Source organism: Klebsiella sp. M041, from assembly GCF_059759695.1.
Window position 1 is genome coordinate 1 of the sequence record NZ_JCAXWU010000006.1, and the last position, 13,276, is coordinate 13,276.

A 13,276-nucleotide genomic window follows, 5' to 3' on the forward strand; every position below is an offset into this window, starting at 1 on the left:
GCGCTGAACAAAATGACGAAAGCAGGTATGCCTGAAAGCGTGCGTATTGCCTGAAAACACAACCCGCTACGGGGGAGACTTACCCGAAATCTGATTTATTCAACAAAGCCCATTTGAACACTGGTGTGAAGCGCCGCACTATCACTTCTACCCATGCCCATGCCCTTGCTCTGCCGGAGCTCTGCTGGCCCCCTCGGGGGACTATGTAGACATGGTTGCTGACTAGCCGCCCGGCCAGTCGCGCCACCTCAGCCAAAAATACCCTGCGCCTCGGCGAAGCATTTTTCCGCCAGGGTCGAGACCGGCTCCTGCTGGCGCATAATCAGCGCCAGCTGCGAATCGACCTGGCTTTCGACGATGGGCAGGATATCAAGATTGTCGCTGAGGGCTTCCAGGCCGTTGTTGAGCGGCATGATGGCGCAGCAGATCCCCGCCTGCACCGCCTGGATAATCTGAAACGTCGAATCGCTTTCAAAGACAGACTTCGGCGTTAGCCCTTTGGCCTTAAAGCTGATTTCAATGGATTCCCGGTAGTACATTCCCTTGGTCAGAAAGCCAAGGGGCAGCGTCGCCAGCGTATCCCACCCCGGCGTCCCGTCGCTGAAGTCGAAATGGCGTTTATCGTGCAACAGTCCCATCCGGGTTTGCGGCAGCCGGGCGATCTTAAACAGACGTTCATCCAGATGCTGCAGGTAACAGATCCCCAGGTCCAGCTGGTTGCGGCTGACGCCATCGATAATCTGCTCCGAGGTCATTGACAGCAGGCTGAACTGCAGCGCCGGGTATTTCTCCGCGAGAGGTTTAATCAGCTGCATCGGATTGAGGCTCGCCAGCGGCACCATGCCAACCCGCAGCTGACCGACCATCTGTCCGCGACAAATGGCCGCCTCCGCCGCCAGACCGTCATGGGCGGCCAGCACCGCCCGCGCCCAGGCCAGGATCCGCTCCCCCTCCGGGGTAAAACCCTCGAAGCGCTGGCCGCGCTGGATAAGGGTCAGGTTCAGCTCCTCTTCCAGATTACGAATGCGCATGGAGAGGGTCGGCTGGGTAATATGGCAGGCTGCCGCCGCCTGGCCAAAATGGCGCGTCTGATCGAGCGCGATCAAATACTTGAGTTGCTTAATGTCCATTCTTTTTCCCGTTTGAACCCCGCCGTTCACCCCCGGGGCCGCGCACAGGTTACCAGAATGTTAGTTTCATAACCGATAAATTCAAGCGAGGAGACGAGGGGGCGACGGGCGCAGGACGGCGCGACGCCGCCCAACGCCCTCCTTCTTTAACGCACGCCGGACAGCGGGCGGATCTCTTTCGAGCGCAGCGTCAGGCGGACGGGGACCGACTTATAGGAGGGCGTCCCGCTCTCTTCATCCAGATAGTTCAGCGGCACCAGCACGTTGGCTTCCGGATAATAGGCGCCGACGGTGCCGGGCGCGATGCCATAGGCCACCACCGTGATATCTCTGAGCGTCAGCGAGCTGCCCGGCAGCGCAGTGTGGATATCGACCCGATCGCCATGCTCCAGACCCTGGGCGGCCATATCCTGCTCGTTCATAAACAGCACGTCGCGGCGGCCGAAGACGCCGCGGTAGCGGTCATCCATAGCGTAGATGGTGGTGTTGTACTGGTCGTGGCTGCGCAGGGTCACTAAGCGCATCACCTCCTCGCCCTCCACCACCACGTTCTCATGCACGCCTTTGAAAACCGAGAACATGGCTTTGCCGGTGGCGGTAGGCCAGATGCGCTCGGTCGGCGGCAGCGGCATGCGAAAGCCCCCGGGATGGCGAATGCGCTGGTTATAATTCTCGAACCCCGGAATGGTCTGTTCGATCAGATCGCGAATACGGTCGTAATCTTCCACCAGATACAGCCAGTCCACTTTGCTGGCCGGCAGAGTGGCCTTCGCCAGACCGGCGACAATCGCCGGCTCCGAACGCAGCGTCGGCGAGGCGGGCTTTAGCTTGCCTGACGAGGCATGCACCATCGACATCGAATCCTCGACGGTGATCGACTGTCGGCCGCTGGCCTGCAGGTCAAGCTCGGTGCGGCCAAGGCACGGCAGAATAAAGGTCTCTTTCGCCGTCAGCAGGTGCGAGCGGTTGAGCTTGGTGCCGACGTGCACGCTGAGCTCAAGGCCGCGCATCGCCGGGAAGGCGCGTTCGTGATCCGGCATCGCCACGGCGAAGTTGCCCCCGAGGCAGATCAGGGCTTTGGCGTCGCCGGCGATCATGGCCTCCAGCGCCTTCACCGCATCGTGACCATGATGCCGCGGCGGCGTGATCCCCATCACCCGCTGCAGGCTGTCGAGGAAGGCCGCGGAGGGTTTTTCGCTGATCCCAACGGTGCGGTTTCCCTGCACGTTAGAGTGGCCGCGCAGCGGACAGATGCCGGCTCCCGGCTTGCCGATATTGCCGCGCATCAGCAGCAGGTCGGCAATCAGCCGGACGTTGGAAGTGCCTTTATTATGCTGAGTGATCCCCATGCCGTAGGTGACGATGGTGGCCCTGGATTTGGCGTAGGCCACGGCGACCTGGGTCAGCGACTCGCGCGTCAGGCCGGATTCCTGCTCAATGTCCTGCCAGCGGGTGGCGTGCAGATCCTCGGCGAAGGCGGCGAACCCCTGGGTATGTTGCGCAATAAACGCGTGGTCGAGCACCTGGCCCTGCTCCTCCTCCAGCTGCAGCAGCGCTTTGGCGATCCCTTTCAGCGCCGCCGCGTCGCCGCCGGCCCGCACCTGGTAGTAGGTCGAGGCGATCGGCGTCGAGCGATACGTCGCCATCTCCATCACGTTCTGCGGGTCGGCAAAACGCTCCAGCGCCCGCTCACGCAGCGGATTAAAAACGATAATCGGCACGCCGCGGCGGGAAAGCTCATGCAGGGTGCCCATCATCCGCGGGTGGTTGGTGCCCGGATTATGGCCGATAGAGATCACCAGCTCGGTCTGGTCAAAATCGTCGAGGGAAACGGTGCCTTTGCCAATGCCGATCGACTGCGGCAGGCCCACGCTGGTGGATTCATGGCACATGTTAGAGCAGTCGGGAAAGTTATTGGTGCCATACTCGCGGGCAAACAGCTGAAACAGCCATGCCGCTTCATTGGAGGCCCGTCCGGAGGTGTAGAATTCAACTTCATCCGGCTGCAGGCCGCGAAGGATCTCGCCGATACGGGCGAAAGCCTCTTCCCACGCCACCGGGCGCAGCGTGTCGCTGGCGCGGTCGTAAACCAAAGGATGGGTTAAGCGGCCATAGCCCTCCAGTTCAAAATCGCTTTTCGCCAGCAGGGAGGTCACGGTGTTAGCCGCGAGGAACGCTGGCGTCACCCGTTTGGTGGTCGCCTCCCAGGTCACAGCTTTGGCGCCGTTTTCGCAAAACTGAAAAGTGGATTTATGCTCTTTATCCGGCCAGGCGCAGCCCGGGCAATCGAAGCCGTCAGGCTGGTTGGTTCGCAGCAGCGTGGCGGGCGCTTCAAAGGCATCCATCTGGGTACGCACGGCGATGGCCGTCGCCTTCAACGCGCCCCACCCGCCTGCCGGACCGTCATAAGGGTGAACACCGGGAACCGCGCGTCTTTTATTGGTCATCTTTTTACTCCTGCTGCTCTGTTCTGGCCGCCGCCAGCGGAAAAAAAGCGTGCGACGACCCCGGCGACGAGGCGTGGTGTGCGCGGCGTCACCTGATAAGAATGCTGTTTCTCAAGGATAGTACGATGGGAAAGCGTAGGTACTGCGTTTGTTAACCGAATAATAACATACACCACAAATCTGTATAATTGATGTTATCTATCGGGTGTTAAATTTAACTTATTTGCAAATTTTGCTTTTATCGCTCCCTCCGCGCGGCGGGTCGCATGGGCGCGGGAAAGTGATGACCGGGCAGCGGAAACTGCCCGGTGCGCAGGGGCTCAGGTCAGGTTGAAGTACCGGTCCGGACGCAGCGTCTCCGGCAGCGGATGTTGACCGGTCATGTCGAGCAGATTGCGCTCAATGGTATTGCACATCGCGTTCAGCGGCAGGTCGTTGGCGGCGGTGCCGAAGGGATCCTCCAGCTCTTCCGCCAGTGAATCCCACGACAAAAAGGTGTAGGAGATAAAGACCGAGACAAACGGCGTCATGTAGTGCAGATCCCCGACCAGGGCGAACGGCAGCAGCGTGCAGAACAGATACACGGTGCGCTGTAGGATCAGGGTATAGGCGAACGGCACCGGGGTGGTGGCCAGCCTTTCGCAGCCGCCCAGCACGTGCGCCAGCTCATCGAGTTTGTTGTCCATCAGCCCATAGGTGATGTCGCTAAGCTTGCCCGCCTCGCGCAGCTGGCCGATTTCGTTGCCGACCAGCAGCAGGATCCGGTTGGTAGGCATTGAGCTGGCGAGGATCTCCGCCACCTGGTCCGCCGGCAGCAACCGCCGCAGCTCAGCCGTCGGATCGGTTTTGCGTAGCTGGTGCTTCAGGCTCCAGCTAAAAGCCACCAGGTAGCTGACAATGCGGCGATGGGCATCGTGTTCGGCCGGCAGGATATTGCGCAACTGGCGCACCAGCGTACGTTCGGCGATAAGCACCGTCCCCCACAGATTGCGCGCCTCGACGAAGCGGCTGTAGCTGGCGCTGTTGCGAAAGCCGAGGAAAATCGCTATCGCGATCCCCAGCAGGCTGAACGGCGCCACCGTTAAGTGGATCCCCCGCTGCGCGTACCATTGATAGCTGATAATGGCGATGATGGACATCAGCACATTAAGCAGCAGACGAAAGATGATTTTTGACAGCACGGAGCCGTGCCAGTCAAATAGGCGAAGAAACCAGTGTTGTTCTGGCCGAATGATCATTGTCTGACTTCCTGAATTACCGCTCTGGTTATTATCTCTTAATAAAAAATAGAGAGTATCGATGAACCGATTGGTTTATTTTATCGTTAACTGCAACGGGCAGATCTGCGCCATTATTTAGCGATGGTCATGGCCGGCTCAGTATGAGTCTTATTTATCGTTCGGGCAATCAATGTGCGAGCGGGTGGCGCGAGGAATAATGGCTCAGAGGTTAAATAACCGCTGAGCCAGTCTGTTTTCTGCTTATGACGTCAGGCAGTTTGCCTCCCCCGGCGAACCGGCAACCGCCGCGCTGGGATCGAGATGCACCATCACATTGAGCACCGGATGGTGCGCTATGACCCGCGCCCGCGCCTGCCGGGCAATCTGATGCCCTTCGGCTACCGACAGCTCTCCGGCCACCTCGAGATGGACATCCACCAGCACCAGATCCCCCGCCTTACGGGTTTTCAAATCGTGCAGACCCGCCACGCCCGGCGTGGCCCGCAGCGTGCCGGCGATCGCCTGCTGCGTCTCTTCATCGACGGCGCGGTCCATTAAATCGTGCAGCGCGGTGGCGGCGAAACGATAGCCCATCCGCGTAATCACCAGCCCCACCGCCAGCGCGGCGAGCGGATCGAACCAGGCAAACCCGGCCAGATTACCGATGATCCCCAGCGCCACCACCAGGGATGACGCGGCGTCCGAGCGGGCATGCCAGGCGTTGGCGATGAGCAGCGAGGAGTTCAGCCGCCTGGCGGCCGCCAGCATATAGCGAAACAGTCCCTCTTTGACCACCAGCGCCGTCAGCGCCATCCACAGCGCCACGCTGTGCACCGGCGCAATCGTCTGCGGTTGCGCGAGATGACCCGCTGCAGACCACAGCATACCGACCCCGACCAGCGCCAGGATCGCGCCGAGGATCAGAGAGGCGCCGTTCTCATAGCGCCAGTGGCCATAATGGTGATCGTGGTCAGAGGGCCGGCGACTCTTTTTATTCGCCACCAACACAACGCCATCGGCGAGCAGATCGGAAAAAGAGTGCATTCCATCGGCAATTAACCCCTGGGAACCCGAGAATATTCCCACCGCAATCTGCAACGCGGAGAGAAAAATATTGACCACCACGCTAACCAGGGTACTCTTTCGCGCCTGCTCCGAACGCTGATGATATTTATTATCATTGTCAAAATTATGTTGTGTCATTATTTCTCTCCCTCAGTGAGCGGGAAGAATAAACTGACAAGCTGAGTTTATGCTTAACAATATAAAAGTCATTGCCTTGCGGTTTAACGAATTCGCTGCGGTCGTTAATGAATAGATTCTGAAAGTGTGGCCGGAGAGGTACAACCGCGCGCGGATGGACTATCTTATCACTGGCGCCGACAGGTCGGGCCGCCTTCTCTTAGCCACCACAGGAGTCAGCGATGTCAGATATCACACCCTCCCGGCTGCGTTTTGCCATTAATCTGGGCAATGCGGTACTGGCCCATCCTGGCGAAAGGGGCGTGCCGACAGGCATTACCCCCGAGCTCAGCCATCGACTGGCGAAGCGCTGGGGCGTCGCCGCCGAGTTCGTCACCTATCCTGCCGCCGGTAAAGTGGTGGCCGACGCCGGCGGCGAACGCTGGGATATTGCCTTTCTGGCCATCGATCCGGCACGGGAGGCGACCCTGCGCTTTACCTCTCCCTATATCACCATCCAGGGAACCGCGCTGGTGAGAGCCGGTTCGCCCTGCCAGAGCGTGGCCGATATGGATCGCCCGGCAACCACGATTAACGTCGGGCAAAACGCCGCCTACGATCTGTGGCTAACCCGCCATCTGCAGCACGCCAGCCTGAATCGTCTCCCCTCCTCGCAGGAGGCCATCGACGCCTTCCTCGCCGGTGAAGGGGATATGGTCGCCGGCATCCGTCAGCCGCTGGAGGCGACAGCGCGCCGCCATCCGGAGGTGCGGGTCCTGGCGGATAATTTTACCGAGATCCACCAGGCCATCTGCGTCGCCCGGGAAGACGTGGCCCGCTTTAGCGCGGTGAACGACGCGTTGAACGAATGGCGAGCGGACGGTAGCCTGGAGGCGCTGATTGCCCGGCACCTGGGCGAGGCGGGCTGAATCACGCCTCTGCCATCCGGCGCATGGCGCAATGCCAGGCGCCGTTGCGTACCGAGGCGCGCAGCACGCGGGCGATAGCCTGCACCATCAGACGCGTCGTGCGCCGCTGCAGCGGCGTCAGCGACAGTCCCAGCATCTCCTGCGCCCATGGCGGCAGAAGATCGATCCCGGCCCGCATCATCACCTGGCCAACCGGCTGACTCAGGCGACCCGGCAGACGGGTGGTGAGCAGCACCTCGGCCACCTCCCGGGTACGTTCGTCACAGCGCAGCTGCGGGCGCATCGCCTCAAGATAGTCCGCGACCTCATTCGGCGTCCGGGGAATATCCTCGGCCCCCAGCCGGCGAGCGATCTCCGCCGACTCGCGAAAATAGTCCTCCTGGCGCTGGTCGCTGACCACCGTGCGCTTATAGCGCAGGTGGGAGGCCATAAAGCGGCTGCACTCGGCGACATGCACCCAGGTCAACAGCGCCGGGTCGCTTGCCTGATACGGCGTGCCGTCCTTGTCCACCCCGGCGATCCGCTGATGGATCCCCTGCACTTTGGCGATCAGCCGCTCCGCGTCGGGGGTGGCGGCGAAGGTGGTGGCGGAGATAAACTGACTGGTGCGGCGCAGGCGGCCAAAGATATCCTCGCGAAAACGGGAGTGGTCCCAGACGCCGGCCAGCGCCAGGGGATGCAGCATCTGCAGCAGCAGCGCGCTAATGCCGCCGCACAACATAGAGGTAAAATCGCCATGCACCTGCCAGATGGCTGATTGCGGACCAAACAGCCCCGGCTCCCCTTTGGGCTGTTCAAAGTCAATCTCTTTTAGCGCCATGCCGGTCAGGCCGAGCACCTGCGCCTCGATCATCCCGCGAATGCCGATCATGATGGAGTCCTTTACGTTTGCGAAAGGACCAAAGATACCACTATTGCGCAGCGGAGGCAGTGGCGGGGAGAGAGATCGCGGGAACGGTGCCCGCAGAGTGCGGGCACGACAGCTTACGGATTCAGCTGGTAGTCGAGGGTGATATTGGCTTTCAGCACCTGCGATACCGGGCAGCCGGCCTTCGCTTTCTGGATGATCTCATCGAACGCCGCCGGCGCGACGCCCGGCAGGACAATCTGGCTTTGCAGCGCGATGTCGGTTATCGCAAACCCGCCGTCGGTTTTATTGAGGGTGACCACCGCGGTGGTGTCGATGGACGTCGCGGTATAGCCCTCTTCGCTGAGCATCAGCGACAGAGCCATCGAGAAGCAGGCGGCATGCGCGGCGCCGATCAGCTCCTCAGGGTTGGTGCCTTTCACCCCTTCAAAACGGGTGTTAAAGCCGTAGGGCTGCTGGCTCAGCGCCCCGCTCTCCGTCGACACGGTGCCTTTGCCATGCTTGAGATCGCCTTCCCAGTGCGCCAGCCCTTTCTTATGAATCGCCATATGACTCCTCCTGTGATGATGTCGAACAAAAAGTATAGTGCCTGATGCCGAACCTGCGTCTATTCTGCGGCCCGCCACCCCGGCGTTCCCGAAAAGTTCCCGTTGCGGGTGACGCTAACGGCCATCGTGAGGATGGTAAGGATCGGTTTTGTCATCCTCGCTGTCGTCCCGTTTACGCGGCACTTCGCCCTGTTCGCCTGGCGCCTCGCGCGCAGGGTGCTTCCCGCGCTCCTCGCCATGCGTGTGAGATGTTGTGCTCATACCGGCAAGCTCCCCTTATTTAGGCGACTGTTTGAGCAGGCGATCGATACGCACTACCGGCGGCGTCATTTTGCGATCAAGGCTACCGTTAATACTGACCAGATCGTCAGGCTCTACATGCTGTTCATTAAACGCGGCAACCGGAATAATGGCGGTGATGGTGCCGCTTTTATCGCGAAACTGATAACGGTCATCTCCCTGCCGGGTCAGCAGATTGCCGCGCAGCGAAATCGTGGCGCCGTCGTGCATGGTTTTCGCCTGCTCAACGGTCATGATCCGCCCCTCCTCAACGCCGCGATAGCCGTCATCCAGTTTGTGCGGCGGCGGCGGCGCGGCATCCTGGCTAAAACCGCCCTTATCGTCCGCTTGCGCGACAGCGGCGGCAAACAAACAGGCCATGGCCAAGGCTAATTTTTTCATCATGCCTCCTTGTTTTTGCTGATGAACAGAATAAAGCCTGGCTGAGGCTGGCCATTTTTACAAAGTCAATTGTTCTGATATCGTCTAATATAAGAATGTCCTTATCGTTGCGCTGATGCCGAAACGAAACGCGGGGAAAATAATAATGATTGAGAATCAACAGCCTTGTCCCATCGTCGACGAAAATGAACGAGCCCTCCGCTTTGAATATCGCTTCAGGCGCTATGGGATAATTGTACTCAGCCTCATTATCCTTACCGCGTTAAGCGGCCTGTGGTCCTCTGGTTATTTCAGTGAGGCGCACCGGGAAAGCGCCGGAGGTGAATTAATCGTCGATTACCAGCGTTATGCCAGACTGATGAGTGAAACCGAACTGAATATTCAGATCAAACCCACCCAGGAAAATGACACCACGATCAGCTTCGCCGCCACGTTATTAACTCGCTACCAGCTTGGCGATATCCGCCCGCAGCCGGATAAAATGTACAGTGCCGACGGGAAATTATATCTGGTGTATCAGCGGACGACCAGCCGCTCACCGCTCTCGGTGTGGTTAGCGATTACCCCCAAAACCATAGGCACTCTCTCCCTGCAGGCGGCCGTCAACGATCGCCCTGCCGTCAGCTGGCAGCAGTTTGTCTATCCGTAGGAGTCGCGATGGAAATGGTCCTTAGAGCCGCAGCAATCTATCTGATATTGCTGATTATTTTCAAGATTGCCGGCAGACGAACCCTGATGCAGTTAACGAATTTTGACCTGATATTGCTGCTGATTATCAGCGAAGCTACCCAGCAGGCGATGCTCAGCACAGACTATTCCGTCACCGGTTCGATGCTGACTATCGTCACCCTGGTGAGTATTGATATTTTATTTGGTTATATTAAGAAAAAATTTGCCCAGGCGGAAAATTTCCTTGATGGCACGCCGGTTATCGTGGTGGAAAATGGTGCTGTCATCGATGAGAAAATCAAGCTCGTCAATATTTCTGTCGATGATATCCTGCTGGCGGCCAGGCAGCACCATGGGATTTATGAACTGAAAGCGATCAAATTCGCTATTCTCGAACGTAACGGCCAGATATCCATTATTCCGCAACAGGAATAACACCGGAATAGCTATTTATCGCGCTCCGGTTGTTTATCCCCCGATTCCGGGGCGCGGGTGGCGTCATCCTCTTCTTTTTCAACGCTACGCGTGTTTAATGTCAACATTTTTCCTCCTCGCGGGTTGTCAGGGACATTACAGATTATAGAACCTCAACGCCTGCTTATGCAGAAACAGGCCAGAGTCATCAGGATATGTCGCCTGATTCACACTGCGCTTATTCCAGGATATTTCCCACCTCACCGTTGCTATTTGTGCTTAATAATTATTCGATCCGTGCAGCTTAAATTTACGATAGCGAAAAAATGAATGAGGTCACTATGTCCGTGATGGTTATTACCGGCGGAACCGCCGGGGCAGGAAAAGCCACCGCGCTGCGTTTCGCCCGCGCAGGGTATCACGTGGCGCTGATCGCCCGCGATGAAACGGGTCTGCAGGAGACGCAGCAGGCCTGCGAACGGTTTGGCGTCAAAACGCTGGCGATTAGCGCCGATGTTGCCGATGCCGGGGCTGTGCAGCGCGCCGCCGCCGAGGTGGAAGCCACCCTCGGTGCCATAGACGTCTGGATCAACAACGCCATGACCACCGTGCTGGCGCCCTTTCGTCAGATGAGCGACGACGAATTTCGCCGGGTGACGGAGGTGACCTATCTTGGCTATGTCAACGGCACCCGCGCGGCGCTGGAGGTGATGACGCCCCGGGATCGGGGGGTGATTATTCAGGCTGGATCGGCGCTGGCCTGGCGCTCGATCCCCCTGCAGTCGGCCTATTGCGGAGCCAAAGCGGCCATTCGCGGCTTCACCGATGCCGTGCGCACCGAGCTGATGCATGAGAAAAGCCACATCCAGTTGACCATGGTCCAGCTGCCGGGGATGAACACCGCTCAGTTTGGCTGGGCACGCAACAAAATGGATCAGGCCATGCAGCCGGTACCGCCGGTCTATCAGCCGGAGGTCGCCGCCGAGGCTATCTACAGCGTGATCCAGCGGCCGGTCAACGAGCTGTGGGTGGGGAAAAGCACCATCCAGTCGATCCTCGGCCAGGTCTTCTTCCCTCGTCTGCTCGATCGGCTGATGGTGAAGAAAGCGTGGGAGGGACAGTTTACCGGCCAGCCGAAGCCGGCAGAGCACCAGGACGACCTGTTCACGCCGGTGCGCGGCAATCATCCCGGGCACGGCCCTTTTAACGATGGCGCGCGGCGTAAAGCAGTGACCATCAGCGCCGATCTCCCGGGAAAAGTGGCTGCCGGCGTCGGCGTGGCGGTGGCGACGATGGCCCTGCGGGCGTTGTTCCGTCGACCGGGGAGACGGCGCTAAGGCAGGCTGCGGCTGAACCAGCGGTAGCCATACCCTGAGAGCGCCAGCCGCGCCTCTTTCCCGCCATGCAGCCCGTCCTGGTAGAACTTATCTTCCAGAATCGGGCTCCAGTAGCCCTCGGCCAGCGGCGGGAGCTGGACCTCTACCGCCTGCTGGCTGCAGTTCGCCAGCATCAACACCTCCCGCGATTCACTGCGATAGCACAAGCCCAGCACAGCGGCAGGCTTCACCGTAAGGAGGGTAAAAGGGATGGATCCCGGTTCAGTATATTCCGTGCGCGCCAGCACCATATTGCGCACCCGATGCAGTAGCGAGCGGGGGTGGCGCAGCGCCGCTTCGACATTGATCCGCTGGTAGCGAAACCGTCCGCTGGCCACCGGTTTTACCGGCAAATCCTCCCGCGCCGCCCGGGAGAAGCCGCCGTTGGGCGCCGCCGACCACTGCATCGGCGTTCGGACCGCGTAGCGCTCCGGTAAGCGCAGATCGTCGCCCATACCAATCTCGTCGCCATAGCGCATCACCGGCACGCCAGGCAGCGCCAGCAGGATAGCATGGGCCAGCGCGATGCGTCGGGTATCGCCACCCAGCATCGGCGCCAGCCGCCGGCGCACGCCGCGCTGGTAAACCGACATCGATTTATCCGGGGCAAAGGTACGGATAACCTGGCGCTTGTTGCGTTCGCCAATCCCCTCCAGGTCCAGTTCATCATGGTTACGCAGCCAGTTGACGAAGCAGCATCCGTCCGGCGGGGCCACCATCGCCTGCAGCGCCTTCACCACCGGTGTGGCGCGCTGCTGCGCCAGGCTGACATAGAGGTATTTATTAAGCCAGAAATTGAGCACCATCTGCAGCCGATCGCCGCGGCCGAAATAATGGCGATACGCTTCCACCTCCACGTCTACTTCACCCAACAGTATCGCGTCGGGATTGAGGCGCTGCACGACCTGGCGAAGATGCGTCAGCAGCGGGTAGCCCCGCGCCTCTTCGCCCTTCCCGGCCTGGTTCACCAGATGTGACGCCGCATCGAGGCGAAATCCTGACACCCCGGCCTGCAGCCAGAAGGTGATGATGTTTTCTATTTCGGCGATCACCGGCGGATGAGCGAGATTCAGGTCGGGCTCATGCCGATAAAACATGTGACGATAGTATTGTCCGGCCTGGTCGTCCCAGCTCCAGACGCTCTCCTCGACGCCGGGAAACATGGGCGGATCGTCGTTCTCCGGCGGCCGATCGGCCCAAAGATAGTATGGCCGCCACGGCGAGCGGGGATCGCGTCGCGCCGCCTGAAACCACGGGTGCCGGGCGGAGGTGTGCTGGATAACCAGCTCAACGATCACCCGCAGTCCCAGCTCCCGGGCGCGGGCAATCAGCTCAATCACGTCGGCGATGGTCCCGAAGCGGGGATCGGGCTGCAGATGGTCGCTGATATCATAGCCATCATCCTGCAGTGGGGTGAGATAGAAAGGGGTCAGCCAGAGCACCGTCGCCCCCAGACTACGAATGTAGTGCAGCTTTTGGCGGATACCGGCAAGATCGCCAAACCCATCGCCATTGGCATCGTAAAACAGAGAACTGTCCACCTGATAGATGACCGCTCTGTGAAACCACTCTTCCTGTTGCATCACTATCACCTTGCGTTCTGCCCGCCACTGTCAGCTTCCTCAGCGCGCCCTCCTGTTCCTGACGTCTGCTTTGCCGACAGGCGATACGGGATCGGGCTCTGCAGGAGGGGCCCTGTTCGCCACCGCGTCCACCAGCGCCTGCTGCCTGGCGGTTAATTTCAGCGGAACCGCTTTCTCAGTGGCGAGCAGCGCGATGGTGTGGCGCTTAACCATAATTGACTCCGGCGGC

At 59.8% G+C, this 13,276-nt stretch carries 14 protein-coding genes; 4 read left to right on the forward strand and 10 right to left on the reverse strand.

Going from position 1 to position 13,276, the window contains the following annotated elements:
- Positions 1 to 248: 248 nt before the first annotated feature.
- The 4 genes from AC6CWS_RS08970 to AC6CWS_RS08985 form a co-directional block, all read right to left on the reverse strand.
- Positions 249 to 1,130 (reverse strand): LysR family transcriptional regulator, encoded by an 882-nt coding sequence (locus AC6CWS_RS08970; RefSeq protein WP_044523426.1) that lies wholly within the window; start codon positions 1,128 to 1,130, stop codon positions 249 to 251.
- 146 nt (positions 1,131 to 1,276) lie between these two features.
- On the reverse strand, positions 1,277 to 3,577 hold the full coding sequence (locus AC6CWS_RS08975; RefSeq protein ID WP_065881671.1) for an FdhF/YdeP family oxidoreductase: 2,301 nt from the start codon (positions 3,575 to 3,577) through the stop codon (positions 1,277 to 1,279).
- 320 nt (positions 3,578 to 3,897) lie between these two features.
- On the reverse strand, positions 3,898 to 4,815 hold the full coding sequence (locus tag AC6CWS_RS08980; RefSeq protein WP_065881668.1) for a bestrophin family protein: 918 nt from the start codon (positions 4,813 to 4,815) through the stop codon (positions 3,898 to 3,900).
- Positions 4,816 to 5,058: 243 nt separating this feature from the next.
- Positions 5,059 to 6,000, reverse strand: a complete 942-nt coding sequence (locus tag AC6CWS_RS08985) for a cation diffusion facilitator family transporter (protein WP_065881665.1) — start codon at positions 5,998 to 6,000, stop codon at positions 5,059 to 5,061.
- Between the two features lie 221 nt (positions 6,001 to 6,221).
- Between AC6CWS_RS08985 and AC6CWS_RS08990 the strand changes: the two genes are divergently transcribed.
- Positions 6,222 to 6,908, forward strand: coding sequence for an ABC transporter substrate-binding protein (locus AC6CWS_RS08990; RefSeq protein ID WP_023289818.1), 687 nt, complete (start codon positions 6,222 to 6,224; stop codon positions 6,906 to 6,908).
- Between the two features lies 1 nt (position 6,909).
- On the opposite strand, the gene AC6CWS_RS08995 is transcribed toward AC6CWS_RS08990, so the two are convergent.
- From AC6CWS_RS08995 to AC6CWS_RS09010, 4 genes are all read right to left on the reverse strand, one after another.
- Positions 6,910 to 7,779, reverse strand: a complete 870-nt coding sequence (locus AC6CWS_RS08995) for an oxygenase MpaB family protein (RefSeq protein ID WP_050533451.1) — start codon at positions 7,777 to 7,779, stop codon at positions 6,910 to 6,912.
- A gap of 113 nt (positions 7,780 to 7,892) precedes the next feature.
- Complete coding sequence (locus AC6CWS_RS09000; protein WP_004202630.1) at positions 7,893 to 8,324, reverse strand: OsmC family protein; 432 nt, start codon at positions 8,322 to 8,324, stop codon at positions 7,893 to 7,895.
- Between the two features lie 114 nt (positions 8,325 to 8,438).
- The gene (locus AC6CWS_RS09005) at positions 8,439 to 8,585 is read right to left on the reverse strand and encodes a hypothetical protein (RefSeq protein WP_065881663.1); all 147 of its coding nucleotides are present in this window, start codon (positions 8,583 to 8,585) and stop codon (positions 8,439 to 8,441) included.
- Between the two features lie 15 nt (positions 8,586 to 8,600).
- Positions 8,601 to 9,005 carry a YdeI family stress tolerance OB fold protein gene (locus AC6CWS_RS09010; RefSeq protein ID WP_032452981.1) on the reverse strand — a complete coding sequence of 135 codons (405 nt, stop codon included), beginning with the start codon at positions 9,003 to 9,005 and terminating at the stop codon, positions 8,601 to 8,603.
- Positions 9,006 to 9,150: 145 nt separating this feature from the next.
- On the opposite strand from AC6CWS_RS09010, the gene AC6CWS_RS09015 reads away from it, so the two are divergent.
- The 3 genes from AC6CWS_RS09015 (at position 9,151) to AC6CWS_RS09025 (ending at position 11,425) form a co-directional block, all read left to right on the forward strand.
- A complete protein-coding gene (locus AC6CWS_RS09015; RefSeq protein ID WP_065881661.1) occupies positions 9,151 to 9,654 on the forward strand; it encodes a hypothetical protein in 504 nt (167 codons plus the stop codon).
- Between the two features lie 8 nt (positions 9,655 to 9,662).
- Positions 9,663 to 10,109 (forward strand): DUF421 domain-containing protein, encoded by a 447-nt coding sequence (locus AC6CWS_RS09020; protein ID WP_023289822.1) that lies wholly within the window; start codon positions 9,663 to 9,665, stop codon positions 10,107 to 10,109.
- Positions 10,110 to 10,429: 320 nt separating this feature from the next.
- Entirely contained in the window at positions 10,430 to 11,425 is a 996-nt protein-coding gene (locus tag AC6CWS_RS09025; protein WP_023289824.1) for an SDR family oxidoreductase, read from the forward strand.
- On the opposite strand, the gene AC6CWS_RS09030 is transcribed toward AC6CWS_RS09025, so the two are convergent.
- The gene (locus AC6CWS_RS09030; RefSeq protein ID WP_065881659.1) at positions 11,422 to 13,047 is read right to left on the reverse strand and encodes an alpha-amylase family protein; all 1,626 of its coding nucleotides are present in this window, start codon (positions 13,045 to 13,047) and stop codon (positions 11,422 to 11,424) included. The two genes, AC6CWS_RS09025 and AC6CWS_RS09030, sit on opposite strands and share 4 nt — an antisense overlap.
- Positions 13,048 to 13,086: 39 nt before the next feature.
- Positions 13,087 to 13,260: a hypothetical protein gene (locus tag AC6CWS_RS09035; RefSeq protein WP_048297585.1), complete on the reverse strand. Its 174-nt coding sequence runs from the start codon at positions 13,258 to 13,260 to the stop codon at positions 13,087 to 13,089.
- Positions 13,261 to 13,276: the final 16 nt, after the last annotated feature.

Coding starts and splice junctions, on each gene's coding strand:
- AC6CWS_RS09000 (WP_004202630.1), bottom strand. CDS start 8,324: ATGGCGATTCATAAGAAAGGGCTGGCGCACTGGGAAGGCGATCTCAAG.
- AC6CWS_RS09020 (WP_023289822.1), top strand. CDS start 9,663: ATGGAAATGGTCCTTAGAGCCGCAGCAATCTATCTGATATTGCTGATT.
- AC6CWS_RS09030 (WP_065881659.1), bottom strand. CDS start 13,047: ATGCAACAGGAAGAGTGGTTTCACAGAGCGGTCATCTATCAGGTGGAC.
- AC6CWS_RS08975 (WP_065881671.1), bottom strand. CDS start 3,577: ATGACCAATAAAAGACGCGCGGTTCCCGGTGTTCACCCTTATGACGGT.
- AC6CWS_RS09005 (WP_065881663.1), bottom strand. CDS start 8,585: ATGAGCACAACATCTCACACGCATGGCGAGGAGCGCGGGAAGCACCCT.
- AC6CWS_RS09025 (WP_023289824.1), top strand. CDS start 10,430: ATGTCCGTGATGGTTATTACCGGCGGAACCGCCGGGGCAGGAAAAGCC.
- AC6CWS_RS08985 (WP_065881665.1), bottom strand. CDS start 6,000: ATGACACAACATAATTTTGACAATGATAATAAATATCATCAGCGTTCG.
- AC6CWS_RS08970 (WP_044523426.1), bottom strand. CDS start 1,130: ATGGACATTAAGCAACTCAAGTATTTGATCGCGCTCGATCAGACGCGC.
- AC6CWS_RS08995 (WP_050533451.1), bottom strand. CDS start 7,779: ATGATCGGCATTCGCGGGATGATCGAGGCGCAGGTGCTCGGCCTGACC.
- AC6CWS_RS09010 (WP_032452981.1), bottom strand. CDS start 9,005: ATGAAAAAATTAGCCTTGGCCATGGCCTGTTTGTTTGCCGCCGCTGTC.
- AC6CWS_RS08990 (WP_023289818.1), top strand. CDS start 6,222: ATGTCAGATATCACACCCTCCCGGCTGCGTTTTGCCATTAATCTGGGC.
- AC6CWS_RS09035 (WP_048297585.1), bottom strand. CDS start 13,260: ATGGTTAAGCGCCACACCATCGCGCTGCTCGCCACTGAGAAAGCGGTT.
- AC6CWS_RS09015 (WP_065881661.1), top strand. CDS start 9,151: ATGATTGAGAATCAACAGCCTTGTCCCATCGTCGACGAAAATGAACGA.
- AC6CWS_RS08980 (WP_065881668.1), bottom strand. CDS start 4,815: ATGATCATTCGGCCAGAACAACACTGGTTTCTTCGCCTATTTGACTGG.